Raw genomic sequence first — 827 nt, forward strand, 5'->3', positions numbered from 1 at the left:
GCGCTGGTGGTCGAGATGGACGCATGCCCGAAATTGTCCCGCACAAAGCGCAGGTCCACCTGCTGGTCCGTCATATGCGACCCCGCCGTATGGCGCAGCCAGTGCGCCGACGCGCTGGCCAGCACCGCGGCCCGGCTTTCCCAATCCGGTCCGCGCGCGCGCAGGCGCTCGGCCGCCAGCGCGAAGATCTCCTTGAGCACCAGGTGCAGCGCGCCGCGCGACAAGGGTTTTTCCTTGCCAATGACCGGTAGCACGATGGGGCGATCCTCACCGGGCAATGGCATCGGCGGCAGGCCGTAGGCCTCGCGATAGCGCGCCAGCTCCACCATCAGCTCATCGGTGGCGGGCACTAGCCGCGTCTTGCTGCCCTTGCCCGTCACCTCCAGCCACCAGCGCTCCAGGCCCTCCCGGTCGCGCCGGCCGAAGAAGGCGCCCATCCGGGTCTCGGCCACCTCGGCCGCCCGCAAGCCGCCCAGGTACAGCACCGTGAAGAGCCAGCGGCAGCGCGCCGCGTGCAGGCGCTCGCGCTCGGTCGCACGTTCGAGCGTGCCCGGCATGGCCTCGATCGCGTCCTTGACCGCCTGCCACAGCTCGTGGCTCAGGTAGCGCGTGATGCGTGGCTTGGCCGTGCCGCGCCGGCTGCGCGCCAGCGAGAGCGGGTTGCCGGCCAGGTAGCCGGCGTCGACCAGCCAGGCGAACAGGCCATTGAGGATCACCAGGGTGTGGCGCGCGCTGGCCGGGGACAGCGGCCCGGCAAACGGCCGCCACGCGGGCGCGCCGCGCGCCAGCTTCTTGCGCGACGCCATCACCCAGCGCCAGGCCGGCTG

General features: G+C 72.2%; 1 protein-coding gene. It reads right to left on the reverse strand.

Annotation, left to right across the window (positions count from 1 at the left end; genetic code table 11):
* On the reverse strand, positions 1-827 hold an 827-nt coding region (locus ACGLHR_RS51925; RefSeq protein ID WP_400103943.1), incomplete at both ends, for a tyrosine-type recombinase/integrase.

Origin of the sequence: Cupriavidus sp. CuC1 (genome assembly GCF_044627735.1) — a bacterium.
GTDB lineage: Bacteria > Pseudomonadota > Gammaproteobacteria > Burkholderiales > Burkholderiaceae > Cupriavidus > Cupriavidus ulmosensis.